At 65.8% G+C, this 15,591-nt stretch carries 11 protein-coding genes and 1 pseudogene; 9 read left to right on the top strand and 3 right to left on the bottom strand.

All coding sequences use genetic code 11. The features are described from left to right. The first annotated feature begins 52 nt into the window (after positions 1–52). The 4 genes from ABDZ36_RS12065 to ABDZ36_RS12050 are packed head-to-tail and all read left to right on the top strand — an operon-like array spanning position 53 to position 4,869. Entirely contained in the window at positions 53–307 is a 255-nt protein-coding gene (locus ABDZ36_RS12065; protein ID WP_211312285.1) for a MarR family transcriptional regulator, read from the top strand. 42 nt (positions 308–349) lie between these two features. After that, a complete protein-coding gene (locus ABDZ36_RS12060) occupies positions 350–1,795 on the top strand; it encodes a metallophosphoesterase (RefSeq protein ID WP_211312284.1) in 1,446 nt (481 codons plus the stop codon). Continuing rightward, positions 1,792–4,476, top strand: coding sequence for a DNA double-strand break repair ATPase Rad50 (rad50, locus tag ABDZ36_RS12055; RefSeq protein ID WP_211312283.1), 2,685 nt, complete (start codon positions 1,792–1,794; stop codon positions 4,474–4,476). The genes ABDZ36_RS12060 and rad50 overlap by 4 nt, the downstream gene beginning before the upstream one ends. Positions 4,477–4,530: 54 nt before the next feature. Beyond that, the gene (locus tag ABDZ36_RS12050; RefSeq protein ID WP_211312282.1) at positions 4,531–4,869 is read left to right on the top strand and encodes a hypothetical protein; all 339 of its coding nucleotides are present in this window, start codon (positions 4,531–4,533) and stop codon (positions 4,867–4,869) included. Here the strand turns inward: ABDZ36_RS12050 and ABDZ36_RS12045 are convergent. From ABDZ36_RS12045 to ABDZ36_RS12035, 3 genes are read right to left on the bottom strand one after another with little or no spacing between them, the layout of a single operon-like run. Continuing rightward, entirely contained in the window at positions 4,848–5,288 is a 441-nt protein-coding gene (locus tag ABDZ36_RS12045; protein ID WP_211312281.1) for a DUF7346 family protein, read from the bottom strand. The genes ABDZ36_RS12050 and ABDZ36_RS12045 overlap by 22 nt on opposite strands. Positions 5,289–5,327: 39 nt before the next feature. After that, positions 5,328–5,675: a DUF7322 domain-containing protein gene (locus tag ABDZ36_RS12040; protein ID WP_211312280.1), complete on the bottom strand. Its 348-nt coding sequence runs from the start codon at positions 5,673–5,675 to the stop codon at positions 5,328–5,330. A 39-nt stretch (positions 5,676–5,714) separates the two neighbouring features. After that, the gene (locus ABDZ36_RS12035) at positions 5,715–5,909 is read right to left on the bottom strand and encodes a DUF7331 family protein (protein ID WP_211312279.1); all 195 of its coding nucleotides are present in this window, start codon (positions 5,907–5,909) and stop codon (positions 5,715–5,717) included. Between the two features lie 153 nt (positions 5,910–6,062). Between ABDZ36_RS12035 and ABDZ36_RS12030 the strand changes: the two are divergent. The 5 genes and pseudogenes from ABDZ36_RS12030 to sufB all read left to right on the top strand — a co-directional run. After that, positions 6,063–10,388: pseudogene (locus ABDZ36_RS12030) on the top strand (3'-5' exonuclease); the annotation flags it as partial. Between the two features lie 384 nt (positions 10,389–10,772). Then, positions 10,773–12,512, top strand: a complete 1,740-nt coding sequence (locus ABDZ36_RS14920; protein WP_211312303.1) for a DNA polymerase domain-containing protein — start codon at positions 10,773–10,775, stop codon at positions 12,510–12,512. Between the two features lie 53 nt (positions 12,513–12,565). Then, positions 12,566–13,135 (top strand): DJ-1/PfpI family protein, encoded by a 570-nt coding sequence (locus ABDZ36_RS12025; protein ID WP_211312302.1) that lies wholly within the window; start codon positions 12,566–12,568, stop codon positions 13,133–13,135. 109 nt (positions 13,136–13,244) lie between these two features. Then, positions 13,245–14,153, top strand: a complete 909-nt coding sequence (gene sufC / locus ABDZ36_RS12020; protein WP_211312278.1) for a Fe-S cluster assembly ATPase SufC — start codon at positions 13,245–13,247, stop codon at positions 14,151–14,153. 9 nt (positions 14,154–14,162) lie between these two features. Beyond that, positions 14,163–15,590: a Fe-S cluster assembly protein SufB gene (gene sufB / locus ABDZ36_RS12015; RefSeq protein WP_425545316.1), complete on the top strand. Its 1,428-nt coding sequence runs from the start codon at positions 14,163–14,165 to the stop codon at positions 15,588–15,590. Position 15,591 lies beyond the last annotated feature (1 nt).

Below are 15,591 nucleotides of genomic sequence, written 5' to 3'. Positions count from 1 at the left end.
AGTAATTAGAAGGAAGAAAAAGTATTATCTCTGTGTATCCCATAGCCCAAGTATGAACGCGATTCGGACGGCCGACGAGGCCGCGATCGAGCAGTTGCAGGACCTCCCGCCGAGCGCGAAACTCGTCGCGAAGGTGCTGGAGTACGAGGAGACCCTCACCCAGAGTGAGCTCGCCGAAGAGACGCTGCTCCCGCCACGAACCGTCCGATACGCGCTGACACGCCTCGAGGAGGCCGACGTCGTCGACTCCCGATTCTCCTTTACGGACGCGCGTAAGCGTCTCTACACGCTCGCTGTCTCGACGTAGGGCGACGCTGCATACTTACGACCGAGCGCGCAACGGTGGGGTATGACGAAGGTCATCCACACGGGGGACACCCATCTCGGGTACCGCCAGTATCACTCCCCCGAACGCCGGCAGGACTTCCTCGATGCCTTCCGGCAGGTCATCGAGGACGCGATCGCGGCCGACGTCGACGCCGTCGTCCACGCCGGTGACCTCTACCACGACCGGACGCCCGGTCTCGAGGACCTCATGGGCACCATCGAAGTCCTCCGCCCGCTCGCCGACGCCGACATCCCCTTCCTCGCCGTCGTCGGCAACCACGAGGGGACCCGCCACGCCCAGTGGCTCGATCTCTTCGAGACGCTCGGGCTCGCCGAACGCCTCGACAGCGAGGGACGACGCGTCGGCGACACCGTCTTCTACGGCCTCGATTACGTCCCCCAATCGAAGCGCGACGCCCTCGACTACGACTTCGCCGAGCGCGACGCCGCGTCTGCCGCGCTCGTCTCGCACGGCCTCTTCCAGCCGTTCCCGCACGGCGACTGGGACTTGGAAACGGTGCTCGACCAATCACCCGTCGCCTTCGACGCCGTCCTCCTCGGTGACGACCACACGGCCGACACCGTCCGCCTCGACGGCACATGGGCGACCTACTGCGGTTCGACGGAACGCGCGAGCGCGAGCGAACGCGACCCGCGCGGGTACAACGTCGTTACCTTCGATGTCGGCGACGGCGAACAGGGCGAACCAGGCGACGACGAACGGAGTGAGACGTCGCCGAACGACGGAGCGGCGACCGACGGGAGCCGCGAACCAGGCGACGACGAACGGAGTGAGACGTCGCCGAACGACGGAGCGGCGACCAACGGGAGCCGCGAACCAGGCGACGACGAACGGAGTGAGACGTCGCCGAACGACGGAGCGGCGACCAACGGGAGCCGCGAACCGGGCGACAGCGTGACGATCAGCCGGCGCGGGCTCGACACTCGTGACTTCGTCTTCGTCGACCTCGAACTCGGCGAGTCTGAGGGCGAGGAGCGCGTCCGCCAGCGCCTTCGGGAGGAAGCGATCGAGGACGCCGTCGTCGTCGTCACCATCGAGGGCGAGGGCGGCGAGGTCACGCCCGCCGACATCGAGCGCTTCGGCGACGACCGCGGTGCACTCATCACGCGCGTCAACGACCGCCGCGAGGTCGACGTCGAGGCCGACTACGAGGTCTCCTTCGCCGACCCCGACGAGGCCGTCCGCGAGCGCGTCCGCGACCTCGGCCTGAGCGAGGCCGCCCACGGTATCGACGAGACCGTCCGCGAGGGCGAGATCGCCGACTCGAACGTTCGCGACGAGGTGAAATCGCGCGTCGACGAGATCGTTTCTGAGGGAGGTCTCGAAGCCTTCGAGGCCGCGGCGCGTGACGCCGATGACGGAACGGACGTCGCTGTGCCGACAACCGACGAGGACGCGGAAACGGCCGACGCGGACGACGCGACGACCATGGAGGACTACCTGTGAGGGTCGATCGCCTCCGCCTCCGCAACTTCAAGTGTTACGAGGACGCGGACGTCTCGCTCGGCGCGGGCGTCACGGTCATCCACGGCCTCAACGGGAGCGGGAAGTCCTCGCTCTTGGAGGCGTGTTTCTTCGCGCTCTACGGCGCGACGCCGCTCGATCGCACGCTCGACGAGGTCGTCACGATTGGCGCGGAGGAGGCCGAAGTCGACCTCTGGTTCACGCACGCGGGGGCGTCGTTCCACGTCCATCGACGCGTTCGGTACACGGGCGAGCGCGCGAGCACGGCGGAGTGCACGATGGAGACGCCCGACGACACGATCGAGGGCGCACGCGACGTCCGCGACTACGTCGTCGACCTCCTACGGATGGACGCCGACGCGTTCGTCAACTGTGCGTACGTCCGGCAGGGCGAGGTGAACAAGCTCATCAACGCCTCGCCGGGCGAGCGACAGGACATGATCGACGACCTGCTGCAACTCGGGAAGTTGGAGTCGTATCGCCAGCGCGCCGAGCAAGCTCGACGGGGCGTGCAGGCGGTCCGTGACGCCCGCGCGGAGCGCCGCGACTCCCTCGCCGAGCAGGTCGCCGAATACGAGGCGCGCGACCTCCACGCCGAACTGAACGCCCTCCAGACCGAACTCTCGGAGGTCGAGGAGTCGCTGGCGACCTACGAGGAGAACCGCGAGCAGGCGGCGGAGACGAAAGCCGAGGCGGAGCGCGTCATCGACGAGTACGCCGACCGGCGCGCCGAACTCGACGGCCTCGAATCGACCATCGACGACCTCAAAGCACAGATCACCGAGACGGAGCGCGAGCGCGAGGAGCTCGCCGACACCGTCGCCGACGCCCGCGAGCGCGTCGAATCGCTCGACCAGCGCGTCGCGAGCCTCCTCGCGGAGACCGACGTTGAGGCGACCCCGGACGAGGTGTCGGTCGAGACGGTGCGCGAGCGCCGCGCCGCGGTCGCCGACGAGCGCGACGACGTGCAGGACGAACACGGTGACTGTCGGACGACGATCCAGACGCACGCGAACGAGGCCGAGGCGAAGCGCGAACGCGCCGCCGAACTCGCCGAGCGCGCCGCAACCGCCCGCGAGGCAGCCGACGCACTCGACGCGGAGGCCCGCGAAGCGGCCGAGAAGGTCGCGGAGGCCGACGAGCGGATCGAGAGGATCGAGGCGAAACGTGCGGAACACCGTGAGACGTTCGCCGACGCGCCCGTCGACGTCGGCGAGGCGGCGACGTACCGCGAGTCGGTCCGCGCGGACCTCGACGATGTCCGCGAGCGCGAGTCGGACCTGAAGGGCGATCTGCAAGCCGCGCGCTCGGCCGTCGAGGAGGCCGAAACGCTCCGCGACGCCGGGAAGTGCCCGGAGTGTGGGCAGCCGGTCGAGGGGTCACCGCACGTCGACGCGCTCGACGAGCGCCGCGCGGCGGTCGAGGCGCTCGAGGCCGACCTGGACGCGGTTCGCGAGGAGAAGGAGGCCCTCGAAACCAACCTCGAACGGGCGAACGCGCTCGTCGACGCCGAAAGCGAGATCGAGACGCTCCGGGAGCGCCGCGCGAACGTCGCCGAACTGCGCGACGGCCACGCCGACGCCGTCGAGGTGAAGCGCGCCGAGGCCGAATCGAAACGCGAGGACGCCGCCGACTACGAGGAGCGCGCCGAGGCCGCCCGCGACGCGGCCGCGGAGGCCGAGGCGGCGGCCGACGACGCCCGCGAGCGCCTCGGCGAGCTCAACGGCCGGATCGCCGATCTGAAGGACGCGATCGGGACGCTCGACGATCTCGCGGACGCGCTCGCCGATCGCGAGAGCGCCGCGAACGACCTCGAAAGCGCCCGTGAGCGACGCGCCGACCGTGAGGCGCTGAACGACGAGCGTCGCGATCGCCTCGCCGACGCGCGCGAACGCAAACGCGACCTCGAAACCGAGTTCGACGAGGAGCGACTCGAACACGCCCGCGAGGAACGCGAGCGCGCGGCGGATTACCTCGAAGAGGTCCGCGACGCGATCGCCGAGCGCGAGGAGCATCGCTCCGAGTTACAAGAGCGTATCGGCGCGCTGAAGGGCGACATCGAGACGCTCGAGGACCTCCGCGGGAAGCGTGACGCCGTCCAGGAACGCGTCGACGCCCTCGATGACCTCGTCGGCGAGACCGAAGAGCTAGAGGCGATGTACGGCGACCTCCGCGGCGAGTTGCGCCAGCGCAACGTCGAGAAGCTCGAACGGCTCCTGAACGAGACGTTCGATCTCGTCTACGGCAACGACTCCTACGCCCGCCTCGAACTCGACGGCAGCTACGAGCTCACCGTCTACCAGAAAGACGGGGAGGCGCTTGAGCCCGACCAGCTCTCCGGGGGCGAGCGCGCGCTGTTCAACCTCTCGCTGCGCTGTGCGGTCTACCGGCTGCTCGCGGAGGGCATCGAGGGAGCCGCGCCGCTCCCGCCGCTCATCCTCGACGAACCGACGGTGTTCCTCGATTCGGGACACGTCTCGCGGCTCGTCGACCTCGTCGAGTCGATGCGCGACCTCGGCGTCGAGCAGATCCTCGTGGTGAGCCACGACGACGAACTCGTCGGCGCGGCGGACGACCTCCTCCACGTCGAGAAGGACGCGACGTCGAATCGCTCGCACGTCACCACGGGCGTCGAAGCCGACGCGGCCGCGACGCTGGACTAGAACGGGAGCGGAGCGGGACAACGCTTTCTTCGTGCTGGCTCGTCACGGCGACGTATGGCCGATCCGTCCTCCCGCGCGTTCACCGCCATCGCCCTCCTCGGGTTCGCCTGCATCGTCGCGGACGCCGCCCTCGACGTTCCGTTCCCGCTCGGCGTCGCCGGCGGCCTCGTGATCCCCGCGGGCATGTTCGCCCTCGCGTGGCGGACGGGAGCGACCGGCGATCGCGGCTACGCGCTCATTGTGATGGGGTCCGCGCTCTGTCTGCTCGGTTCGTACGCGTCCGACCTCCTCGATGGGTGGGCCGAACCGTTCGTCGCCGCCACGCTCGCGCTCCTCGGACTCGGCTGTATCGGTGTCGGTGCTCGCACCAACTACGCGGAGTCAGGCGACTGATCGAGGAGCGCGTCGACGCCTGCTTCGCCGTCGTCGGTGAGTGCGTAGCCGCGTTCGCCGTGGACCGTGGTCTCCGCGACGAGGCCGGCGGCGCGGAACTCGGTGAAGAGCCCGTGGACGTCGCTCTCGCAGAGGTCGTACTCGCCGAGGACGGTCCGCACGGGGAGCGCGCCGCGTTCGCGTAACTCGATGAGGAGGCCGAGCGCGCGCTCGGAGCGGGCGACAGTGAGAACGCGCCGGGTGGGATCGGGGACGGCCGCTGCCGCGGCCTCCAAGGGGTCGACCCCGCCCGCCGGATCCAAATCCTCGTTCGGGACGTGGGTCTCCTCGCCGGTTTCCGGGTCGCGGACGCGACTGCTCTCCGCCGACTCCTTCACGAGCAGATAGGTGTGGCCGTCGGCGTCACGGACGGTGCGCATACGTGTCCCATGGGTCCTCGCCGAGGTAGGCGTGTCGCCTCACTCCGCCGCGTCGTCATCGACATTCTCCGCCGCGTTCGCGTCGCCCTCGTCCGTTGGCGTGTCGTGCTCGCCGGCGTCGATGGCGCGCTGGACGCGCCGATACGTGGCGAAGCCATACGCGAGGCCGGCGATGCCGACGATCGCGAGGCCGCCGCCGAGAACGAGGCGGCCGCGGAAGTAGAGGAACATGAGACCGAGCGCCGCCGCGAGCACGGCGAGGTTGAAGACGACGACGAGATAGACGAACTGGCGCTGAAGCGGGTCGCTAAGGTCGACGTCGGACTCCTCTTCGTCCGCCGTGTCGTCGTCCGCGGTGGGGCTCGCGGGCTTCAGCGAGTCGAACACGAACAGGAAAGCGGCACCGAGGATAAAGAGCGTTGCTAGTTAACGCTGGTCGCCAAGCGGGACCGCGTGCGTCGCCTTCAGCCACGCGAGGGGGTTCTCCGAGTCGTAGAGCACGACCCCGTCGGTAGTGTCGTAGGTCTCGATACCGTCTCGGGGGTCGTTGCCTTCGGGGAGCTGGGGGACGTTGTTCCCGCGCTCGTCGTCCTGCGTGGCGTTGTCGGACACGTCGTTCACCTCTGGCCTATGGTAGGCAGTACCACGGTATATACCTTTCCCCCGTTTGGTGGTCGTTCGATGCGGCCCCGTCCGTCGGTTCTCGCGAGCGACGCGGCGGCGCGGAGCGGCGAAGGCGCGGGCTTTTAGGAACGTAGGCGCAAGCAGAGTGTAATGAGTAACGCGAGTCTCTCCGACTTCTCCTCGGGGACGAACGACGGCGATCGCGACGCCGAGTCGGCGTCCGCCCCGCGCCCCGACGAGGAAGCGCGATACGTCGCCGGCGACGACGATCCCGTCGTCAGCGAGGTGTTTGACGCCGAATCCGGCGCGCTCCCCGACGTTGACGCCACGATCGACCTCATGGTGACACAGGTCGACTACACCGTCGAGGGCTCCGGCGAGCGCGAGCGACCCGTCATCCACGTCTTCGGGCGTACCGACGACAACGCGGTCGAACACGTCCGCGTTCACGGCTTCCGACCGTACTTCTACGCACCGACCGACTCCCTCGACGAGGGCGACCTCGCGAAGGGTGTCATCACCGGCCACGAAGAGGGGTACGAGTCCATCCGCGGCGACGACCTCACGAAGATCTTCGGGCGGACCCCGCGCGACGTCGGGAACATCCGCGACGAGTACGACCACTACGAGGCGGACATCCTCTTCCCGAATCGCTTCCTCATCGACAAGGACGTCAACAGCGGGATTCGCGTGCCGGCGCGCCGCGCGGAGAGCGACGGCGCACTCGTCGTCCGCCACGACGAGGTCGCACCTGTCGAGGCCGAAGCCGACCTCCGCGTCAACACCTTCGACATCGAGGTCGACGACCGCAACGGCTTCCCCGAGGAGGGCGAGGAACCCATCGTCTGTCTCACCAGTCACGACAGTTATCGCGACGAGTACATCTCGTGGCTCCAGACCGACAACGAGGGCGATGCGCCCGCCCCCGACGACCTCGCCGACTACAACCTGCTCGACGACGCCGCCGACGCGACCCTCGACGTCCGCGTCTTCGAGACCGAGGAGGCGATGCTCGAGGCCTTCGTCGACTACGTTCGAGAAACCGACGCGGACATCCTCACCGGCTGGAACTTCGAGGACTTCGACGCGCCATACTTCATCGACCGGATGGACGTCCTCGGCCTCGACTACCGACGGCTCTCGCGCGTGGACGAGGTCTGGACATCCGGGTGGGGCGGCCCGAACGTCAAGGGGCGGGTCGTCTTCGACCTCCTCTACGCCTACCAGCGCACCCAGTTCTCCGAACTCGATTCGTACCGCCTCGACGCCGTCGGCGAGACGGAGCTCGGCGTCGGCAAGGAGCGCTACGCGGGCGACATCGGCGACCTCTGGGAGGACGATCCCGAGCGCCTCTTAGAGTACAACGTCAGGGACGTCGAGCTCTGCGTCGAGATCGACCGCAAGCAGGACGTTATCTCCTTTTGGGAGGAGGTCTCGACGTTCGTCGGCTGCAAGCTCGAGGACGCGACGACGCCCGGCGACGCGGTCGACGTCTACGTCCTCCACAAGGCCCACGGGCGCTTCGTGCTCCCCTCGAAGGGCCAACAGGAATCGGAGGACTACGAGGGCGGCGCGGTCTTCGACCCGATCACGGGCGTCAAGGAGAACGTGACGGTGCTCGACCTGAAGTGCTTCAGCGGTGACACTGACCTGCTCACCCCCGACGGTGTCCGGAATATTACGGACGTCGAGGTGGGGGATCCGGTCTACACGCTCAACCCGGAGACGTTCGAGTGCGAGGTGAAACCGGTCGAGCAAACCCATCACTATCCGAACGAGTACGGTGAGCTCCACCATCTGAGCGGGAACACGCACGACCTCAAAGTCACCGAGAACCATCGCTTCCTCGCGTCGAGTACGCGGGGATGGGACGAGCAGACCCCCCATGATTTCGCGTTCATGGAGTATCGGGACTTAGCCGACGCACAGCGATACGCATTCCCCTCCCACGAACCCATGCGTGGGGAGACGGCCGAGACATTCGATCTCTACGCCGACGTCGACGACGGATACGCCGTCGTCTACTCCGACGACGACCTCCGCGTGTTCCGGGCCGCGATGCCGGACGCCGTCACCATGTCCCTCACGCTCGTTCATGGCTCATCACAGGCCTTACAACTCGAGAAGACGGGGAAGTATCTCGTCCCCATAGACGTGTTCCGCGAGCACGAAACCCGTATTCGGGAGTTCTCCGACCACGTCTTCCTCAAATACGACCGCCAACATCGCGAGACGCCGCTCTCCTTCGAGATGACGGACTGGCTCGAACTCGTCGGCTGGTACGTGACGGAGGGGAGTACGGACCGCGAGAACGGTCGGCTCACGCTCCATCAGAACGACGAGTCCGGGCGGAGAGCGATCCGGGACCTCCTCGATCGGATGGGGATCAACTACAACCTCGACAACCGGGGAATCAACGTCTCGAATCGCTATCTCCTCGAGTGGCTTTCCGAGAACTGCGGGGAGGGGTATGCGAGCAAACGGCTTCCGGACGGAGTGTTCGAATTGGATTCGACACTGCTCGATCGTCTCCTTCGGACGATGATCGCTGGCGACGGAAGCGCTGGCGACGAGGGGACAGTGAGCAAGTTCTGGACGAAGAGCGACTCGCTCAAGGAAGGATTCGTGCAGGTAGCCGTCCGCTGTGGTCACAAGCCCACCGTCACGAAACAGTCCGACGGGACCTGGTATGTCTCGGTCGGGAAACGCGGCTCGTTCAACAAGAGCGTCAACGCGACCGTCGAGGAGCATGACGGTGACGTGCACTGTGTCACTGCCGCCGATAACCACGTCGTTCTCGCCGGACGGAACGGTCACTTCCAGTGGGTCGGCCAGTCGCTCTACCCCATGGCGATGCGGACCATCAACGCCTCCCCGGAGACGAAGGTCGACCCCGAGAGCTACGACGGCGACACCTTCCACGCACCCAATGGGACGCACTTCCGCGAGGAGCCGGACGGCATCATCCGCGAGATCATCGAGGAGACGCTGAACGAGCGCGAGGAGAAGAAGGGTCTGCGCAACGACCACGACCCCGGGTCGAACGAATACGAGCGCTACGACCGCCAGCAATCGGCTGTAAAGGTCATCATGAACTGCTTCACGCCGGACACGGACGTTCTCACGCCCGACGGCGTGCGGAACATCCGCGACCTCGACGTCGGCGACACGGTCTACTCGCTCGACCCGGAGACGCTGGAGATGGAGGAGAAACCGGTCGTCGAGACGCACGACTACCCCGACTACCGGGGCGACCTCGTCGACGTCGAGACGAGCAAGACCGACTTCAGCATCACGCCGAACCACCGGATGCTCGTCCGGAAGGACGACAAGAACGGTGCGTCGTGGGACGATTACCGGTTCGTCGAGGCGGGCGACCTGAACAACTCCTCGCACTACGAGCTGCCCCACGACTGGTCGATGGAGCACGGTGATCCCGTCAACGAGGTCGACCTCACGGAGTACGTCGAGGGCGACTACGAAGTGTGGGTTCGGCCGTCCGTCCACGGTCGAACGTTCACGGCCGAGCTCGGCTGGACGCCGCGCCGCGTCCCGAAGGCCGACATCGGGAAGACCGGTTATGTCTTCAGCGCCGACGAGTTCGAGGAACATCGCGAGTATATCGAGTCCGTCTGCGAGACGAGCTTCGTCCATCGCGAGTCCGGGCGGAAGTGGATCCCTCGCACGTACGCCGGCGACGACTTCCTGGAACTGCTCGCGTGGTACGTTACGGAGGGGAACGTCTACACGCCCGAGTCGAAGCAGTTCGGTGAGAACTTCCGCGGGTCCGCGACGACAGTCAAAATCGCGCAGAACGCGATCACGGACGGCGGTGACGCGGACGACCACGCGCGGATTGGCGCGCTCCTCGACCGGATGGGGTTCGACTACTCCGTTGACGACCGCGCGTATCAGTTCACCTCGAAACTCCTCGGTGACTTCCTCGAAGCGCTCTGTGGCGAGGACAGCTTCGAGAAACAGATTCCCGAGATCGTGTTCGAGGCCGACGAAGCACAAAAACGCCAGTTCCTCGGCACGCTCGTCGCGGGTGACGGGGATCGACAGGTGAACTCGTGGCGCTACACGACGTCGAGCGACCGGCTCCGCGACGACGTCCTCCGGCTCTGTGCGCACCTCGGTGAGACGGCGAGTTACAACCGCAACAGCGGCTCGTGGCGGGTCTACTGTACTGAGGGTACGAAGAACTCGTTCCGGATGCATCGGAGCGGCGGGACGAGTACTGCGACGGACGGCGTCTACTGCGTCACCGTCGAGGACAACCACACGCTCCTCGCCGGGCGGAACGGGAAGTTCCAGTTCGTCGGGCAATCATTATACGGCGTGCTCGGGTGGGAGCGATTCCGTCTCTACGACAAGGAGATGGGCGCAGCCGTCACCGCGACGGGCCGCGACGTCATCGAGTTCACCGCTGACACCGCGAGCGAACTCGACTACGAGATCGCCTACGGGGACAGCGTCACCGGCGGCCGTCCGGTGGTCGTGCGCGACACCGAGGGTCGCGTCCGAATCACGCCTATCGAGGACCTGTTCGAGCGGGCGACACCGTCGGAGAACGTCCTCGTCACCGCCGACGGCGGGCCGGTGGCGAGCGCGTCCGTCGGCAAGGACCGCCGGACGCTCGATGGGTGGGAGGCGCTCTCGCTGAACGATGCCGGCGAGACGGAGTGGAAGCCGATCACGCAGGCGATCCGTCACGAGACGGACGAACCCGTCGTGAAACTCCAGCACAAGCTTGGCGAGTCCACGACGACCCGTGACCACTCGTACGTGGTCGACGGATCGGACGGACTCGAAGAAGCCACTCCCAACGACGTCGACGCACCGCTCCGCGTCCCCGATATGCCTGACGTCGAATCCGTTACCGAGATCGACGTCTACGAGGTGCTTCGCGGGTACGAACGCGAGTACGAGGACGGTCGCGGGACCGGCGGGACGACGGTGAAGACGAAGCGCGTCCACGCTGACGACGAGTTCGTCTGGTTCGGCCACGAGCATTACGGTGACCTCGACTCGACAGTCAAGGTACAGCGCCACGTCGACCTCACCAGCGAGGACGGCGCGGCACTCGTTCGTCTCCTCGGTGCGTACGTCCCGGAGGGGAGCGCCTCGACCGTCGAGACGACGGGCTCCCGGTTCGGTGCGAGCATCGCGGAGTCCCGTCGCGAATGGCTCGAAGGACTCCAGGACGACTACCACCGACTCTTCGAGAACACGACGGCCAGCATCATCGCGGGCGACTCGCGCGACGAGCGAACTATCGAATACGAGACGGACTCCGGTGAGGGCTCCGTAACGTATGACGACCGGACGCTCAAACTCCAAATGATGAACGAGCTCTCGGCCGTGTTCTTCCGTGAGCTCGCGGGGCAAACCTCACGCGGGAAACGTATTCCCTCGTTCGTCTACCACCTCGACGACGACTTGCAGGGACTCTTCCTCGACGTGCTCGTCGAAGGTGACGGGTCGCGTGAGTTCCCCCGCTACACTGACGAGTACGCGGCACGGAACTTCGACTTCGAGACGACGAGCCGCGAGCTCGCCGCGGGGATCTCGATGCTTCTCACCCAGCGCGGGAAGAAGCACTCGCTGAAGTACCGCGACAGCAAGGACTCCTACACTATTCGAACCTGCGATTCGTATCGCGGTGGCCGTGAGCCGGTGCTCACCGAAGTCGAGCACGACGGCTACGTCTACGACCTCAGCGTCGCGGACAACGAGAACTTCGTAGACGCGCTCGGCGGGGTCGTCCTCCACAACACCGACTCCGTCATGCTCGAGCTCGGTGGCGATATCGACAAAGACGACGCTATCGAGCAGTCCTTCGAGATCGAGGAATACATCAACGGGCGCTACGACGCCTTCGCGCTCGAAGAACTCGACGCCGCCGTCCACCACTTCCAGATCGAGTTCGAGAAGCTCTATCGGCGCTTCTTCCAGGCGGGCAAGAAGAAACGCTACGCCGGCCACATCGTCTGGAAGGAAGGTAAGGACGTCGACGACATCGACATCACCGGCTTCGAGTACAAACGCAGCGACATCGCGCCTATCACGAAGGACGTGCAGAAGCAGGTCATCGACATGATCGTCCACGGCGAGGAGACGGACGCCGTGAAGGAGTACGTCCACGACGTCGTGGAGGACTTCCGCGACGGAAACGTCGACCTCGACGACGTCGGCATTCCGGGAGGTATCGGGAAGCGCCTCGACAACTACGACACCGACACCGCCCAGGTGCGGGGCGCGAAGTACGCGAACCTCCTCCTCGGGACGAACTTCCAGCGCGGCTCGAAGCCAAAGCGCCTCTACTTGAAGAAGGTTCATCCGGAGTTCTTCCGCGAGATGGAAGCGGAGAACCCCAAGCTCGTCGAGGATCCGCTCTACATCGAGTTCAAGCGCGACCCGGACGTCATCTGCTACGAGTACGCCGATCAGATCCCCGACGCCTTCGAAGTGGATTGGGAGACGATGCTGGAGAAGACGCTGAAGGGGCCGATTGAGCGGATCACGGAGGCCCTCGGCGTCTCGTGGGACGAAGTCGAGAGCGGACAGACCCAGACTGGCCTCGGCTCGTATATGTAAGGTAGATAAAGGCCTATGGTGTCCCGCGTCGTCCCTGTATGTGGGTGAAGACCATGGGAAAGCAGCTCTTGATGATCGTCGGTGACTTCGGCGAGGACTACGAGATCATGGTGCCGTTCCAGGCGCTCCAGGCCGTCGGCCACGAGGTCGACGCGGTCTGTCCGGAAAAAGACGCGGGCGACGTCGTGAAGACCGCGATCCACGACTTCCGTGGCGACCAGACGTATCTTGAGGAGCGCGGGCACGACTTCCAGCTTACGGCGACGATGAGCGACGTCGACCCGAGCGACTATGACGGCCTCGTCGTGCCGGGCGGGCGCGCCCCCGAATACCTCCGGACGTACGACGCGGTGCTGGACGCTGTGCGGCACTTCTTCGAGGCGGACAAGCCGGTCGCGACGCTCTGTCACGGTCCGCAGATCCTCGCGGCCGCGGGCGTCTTGGAGGGGTACGAGATGACGAGCTACCCCGCTGTCCGTCCCGAGTGCGAGGCCGCCGGGTGTACGTGGGTGGACGAAGTGACGACGGACGGAAACCTCGTGACCGGGCAGGCGTGGCCGGACCATCCCGAGTGGATCGCCCAGTTCCTCGACCTCCTCGACGGCGAGGAGACTCGCGACTGAGGCTAGGTGTTCACAGAACCGAAAAACGTTTTTCTGGTACGCGAACGAGAGGGGGTCGGTTCCGTAACCTTAATCCCGCGCGCGTGCGTTTGTACGAATGACCCAACCAATGGCCACGATCGAGCTCAAGAACGTACACGCGGAAGTCGCCGACGGGGACGAACAGATCCTCCACGGCGTCGATCTGGAGGTCCAATCCGGCGAGATCCACGCCCTGATGGGGCCCAACGGAAGCGGGAAGTCCACCACGTCGAAGGTCATCGCCGGCCACCCGGCCTACGAGGTGACCGAGGGCGAGATACTCCTCACCCTCGAAGCCGACGACTTCGACGGCATCGAGGAGATTCCGGAGGACGCCCGTTCCTGGAACCTCCTCGAACTGGAGCCGAACGAGCGCGCCGCGCTCGGCGTCTTCCTCGCCTTCCAGTATCCGGCGGAGATCGAGGGCGTCACGATGACGAACTTCCTCCGCACGGCACTGAACGCGAAAATCGAGGAGCGCGACGAGCTCCTCTTCGGCGAGGGCGAGGAGGAAGAAGAAGAGGAGGAAGCCGGCTACGAGACCTCCCCCATGGAGGGCCCCGCGGACGAGGGCGAAGTCGGCGTCGCCGAGTTCCAGCAGCTCCTGCAGGAGAAGATGGAGCTGCTCGACATGGACGAGAAGTTCGCACAGCGGTACCTCAACGCCGGCTTCTCCGGCGGTGAGAAGAAACAGAACGAGGTCCTGCAGGCGGCCATCCTCGAACCCACCATCGCGGTGCTCGACGAGATCGACAGCGGTCTCGACATCGACCGCCTCCAGGACGTCGCGGACGGCATCAACGCCCTCCGCGACGAGCAGGGCACCGGCGTCCTGCAGATCACGCACTACCAGCGCATCCTCGACTACGTCGAACCCGACACCGTCCACGTCATGCTCGACGGCGAGATCGTCATGGAGGGCGGCCCCGAGGTCGCCGAGCAGCTTGAGGACAAGGGGTACGACTGGGTGCGCGAGCAGGCCTACAACGCGGCTTAAGATACAATCATGAGTTCAGAAGAGAACCTACAAGAGACAGACACCGAGGCGCGCTTCGAGTTCAAAAAGGAGGAGCACTCGGCCTTCCAGTCCGAGAAGGGACTGACCGAGGAGACGATCCGTCTCATCTCGGAGGACAAGGACGAGCCCGACTGGATGCTCGAGCGCCGTCTGCGCGCGCTGGAGCAGTACAAGAAGATGCCGATGCCGACGGATTGGCCGGGACAGCCCGACCTCTCCGAGCTCGATGTCGAGGAGATCATTCCGTACATCCGCCCGGACGTCGATAAGCGCAGCGGCGCGGACTCCTGGGAGGACCTCCCGGACGAGATCCAGGACACCTTCGAACAGCTGGGTATCCCCGAGGCCGAGCGCGAGGCGCTCTCCGGCGTCGGTGCCCAGTATGAGTCCGAGGTCGTCTACCAGAACATGCAGGAGCGCTGGGAGGAGAAGGGCGTCGTCTTCTGTAACATGGACGAGGCCGTCCAGGAGCACGAGGAGCTCGTCAAGGAGCACTTCATGACGAACTGCGTGCCCGCCTCCGACAACAAGTTCGCGGCGCTCCACGGCGCGGTCTGGAGCGGCGGCTCGTTCGTCTACATCCCCGAGGACGTGACGGTCGAGATGCCGGTACAGGCCTATTTCCGGATGAACTCGGAGGGGATGGGCCAGTTCGAGCACACGCTCATCATCGCCGAGCCCGGTAGCGAGGTTCACTACATCGAGGGCTGTTCGGCCCCGAAGTACGGGACGCACAACCTCCACAGCGGCGGCGTCGAAGTCTTCGTGAAGGAGAACGCCCATGTGCAGTATTCGACCGTCCAGAACTGGTCGAAGAACACGTTCAACCTCAACACGAAGCGCGCTATCGTCGAGGAGAACGGCACGATGGAGTGGATCTCGGGCTCGATGGGCTCGAAGGCCACGATGCTCTACCCCTGCACGATCCTCAAGGGGCGGGGCGCGACGGACAACCACATCACCATCGCCTTCGCGGGCGAGGGACAGGACATCGACACCGGCGCGAAGGTCTACCACAACGCGCCCGACACGAAGTCCACGATCGAGTCCAAATCCATCAGCAAGGACGGCGGCCGCACGAACTACCGCGGCCTCGTCCACATCGCTGACGGCGCGGAGGACTCCAGCACGTCCGTCGAGTGTGACGCGCTGATGTTCGACAACGAGTCCACCAGCGACACGATGCCGTACATGGAGATCAACGAGTCCAAAGTCGACGTCGCCCACGAGGCGACCGTCGGCAAGATCGGCGACGAGGACGTCTTCTACCTCCAGTCGCGCGGCCTCGACGACGACGACGCGAAGCAGATGATCGTCGCCGGCTTCATCGAACCGATCACGGAGGAGCTGCCGATCGAGTACGCAGTCGAGCTCAACCGCCTCATCGAGCTCGAGATGGAGGGGTCGCTCGGGTAAC

The organism is Halarchaeum salinum, assembly GCF_039520965.1.
In the GTDB taxonomy this organism is placed as follows: domain Archaea; phylum Halobacteriota; class Halobacteria; order Halobacteriales; family Halobacteriaceae; genus Halarchaeum; species Halarchaeum salinum.
This window is presented reverse-complemented; position numbering and strand designations above follow the sequence as displayed.

What these genes read in the sequence shown, in the direction of transcription:
- ABDZ36_RS12025 (WP_211312302.1), top strand. Translation starts at nt 12,566, where the DNA reads ATGGGAAAGCAGCTCTTGATGATCGTCGGTGACTTCGGCGAGGACTAC.
- ABDZ36_RS12045 (WP_211312281.1), bottom strand. Translation starts at nt 5,288, where the DNA reads ATGCGCACCGTCCGTGACGCCGACGGCCACACCTATCTGCTCGTGAAG.
- ABDZ36_RS12050 (WP_211312282.1), top strand. Translation starts at nt 4,531, where the DNA reads ATGGCCGATCCGTCCTCCCGCGCGTTCACCGCCATCGCCCTCCTCGGG.
- sufC (WP_211312278.1), top strand. Translation starts at nt 13,245, where the DNA reads ATGGCCACGATCGAGCTCAAGAACGTACACGCGGAAGTCGCCGACGGG.
- ABDZ36_RS12060 (WP_211312284.1), top strand. Translation starts at nt 350, where the DNA reads ATGACGAAGGTCATCCACACGGGGGACACCCATCTCGGGTACCGCCAG.
- sufB (WP_425545316.1), top strand. Translation starts at nt 14,163, where the DNA reads ATGAGTTCAGAAGAGAACCTACAAGAGACAGACACCGAGGCGCGCTTC.
- ABDZ36_RS12065 (WP_211312285.1), top strand. Translation starts at nt 53, where the DNA reads ATGAACGCGATTCGGACGGCCGACGAGGCCGCGATCGAGCAGTTGCAG.
- ABDZ36_RS14920 (WP_211312303.1), top strand. Translation starts at nt 10,773, where the DNA reads ATGCCTGACGTCGAATCCGTTACCGAGATCGACGTCTACGAGGTGCTT.